We start from the raw sequence: 1,505 nt of genomic DNA on the forward strand, positions 1-1,505 counted from the left end.
GCCGTAGGCCAGGGCAGTGGCACCAAGTTGTACGGTTTTCCCTCACGAGTGCAGAAGGATTGAAGCTCTTGTTCCATCAGCTTCAGTTCGGTGTAATGCTCATCGGTTTCATCGGTGCAGCGCACGTAAGCGATGGTATCCGGGCTGCAAAAACGGGCCAGTGTATCAATGTGGGAGTCGGTATCATCGCCGGCGAGGAAGCCGTTGTCTAACCAAAGGAAGCGATCTACCCCCAGTTGCCGGGTAAGTTCCGCTTCGGTTTCCGCNNAGTGTACCTTGCCCATCTGTTTCCAGGGCGCCGCCTTCGAGCACCATTCTCATTTGCTGCATCGGCGTTTTATCAAAGACACCCCAAGTGTGCAGCGTTCGGGTAATGAGGTTATCCCGGTTGGCGGCAAACTTCAGGCCCCAGCCGTTGAAAATGAAATCCAACAAAAGGGGACGACCATCTTCAATGACGGTGATTGCACCATGATCGCGGGCCCAGGTGTCATTGCTGGGGCAAACGATGATTTCTATCCGCTCGGCAGGCAGATGCGCTAAAAGCCCTTCTACCCTCTTGCGGTCATCTGCAACGATCAGTACCTTTTGAAACCGGCTGACGGCTTCGACGCAGGCCACAAAACAAGGGGTGACTTCCTCCAACAGTTCTGCCCAGTCACTATCCGCATGCGGGAAGGTAAACTGAACCATGGATTGAGGTTCCCATTCGGCGGGAAAGCGGCGGCTGGTAGTCATAGTAATAACAAAATAAGAAGCGTAAAAATAGGAAGTGCAAATCTACATCATTCGTATTCGTATTCCCACATAAACCGCAATACATTTGCAGGCGACGCCAATTCCTTACGGTAAAATTTACGACGCACCAGCACTCCACGACGATAACGTAGTCGTACAATAACTTCGGGATTATCGGTAGCATAAGGATTGTAGACTTTCCATGTCCCAGATCGTTGACCTTCTTTAAAGCCACCTGTTAAAATGGGCAGCTTTCCGGCGTCATACTCATAAGTGACAAATACTCCTTGGCTACGATCTTTCAGCAACTCGAGCAGTTCTTTTTCTTTTTCAAAATGCTTACTACTTTCTGGTATTTTCCGCTGACAAGCGCTGGTAATAACCAGTGCAAAAAAACCTTCTTGGGTTGCTAAACCATCCGCATAGACCAAATAACGTTGGCCAGCCTGGGGAGCACCGGAGCAACTCGAACTTTTATTGCTAGCTCTCAATAAGTGGATATTGGTTTCATCGCCTTTGAAATTGGTTAATACCCGGATACTGAAATCCTCGTAATCAAATGGCGGTGGCTCCGGTAACGGAGGTGGTGGATTTATTTGACGTGGGGCTGTATCAACAGGAGGTGCTTGCAAAGCCCGAGCAGGTTGTTCTATTTTTTCAATCACCTCAATTTCCATTACATAAGTATGCTGATCGTAAGCCAACAAATCGAACCAAGGTTGGTATCGGCACTCGCAAGCAAAGACCTGGAAGGGAAGTAAAAAACT

At 48.8% G+C, this 1,505-nt stretch carries 2 protein-coding genes and 1 pseudogene; all 3 read right to left on the reverse strand.

Annotated elements, in window-relative coordinates:
* On the reverse strand, window positions 1–266 hold a 266-nt coding region (locus ACRBG0_RS28765; protein WP_431490267.1), incomplete at both ends, for an agmatine deiminase family protein.
* Window positions 267–268: 2 nt separating this feature from the next.
* A pseudogene (locus ACRBG0_RS28770) lies at window positions 269–738 on the reverse strand (agmatine deiminase family protein); the annotation flags it as partial.
* Window positions 739–785: 47 nt separating this feature from the next.
* Window positions 786–1,505: hypothetical protein (locus ACRBG0_RS28775; RefSeq protein ID WP_431490265.1), on the reverse strand; the 720-nt coding region annotated here is incomplete at its 5' end.

It is taken from the genome of Lewinella sp. (assembly GCF_050633125.1).
Lineage (GTDB): Bacteria > Bacteroidota > Bacteroidia > Chitinophagales > Saprospiraceae > Lewinella.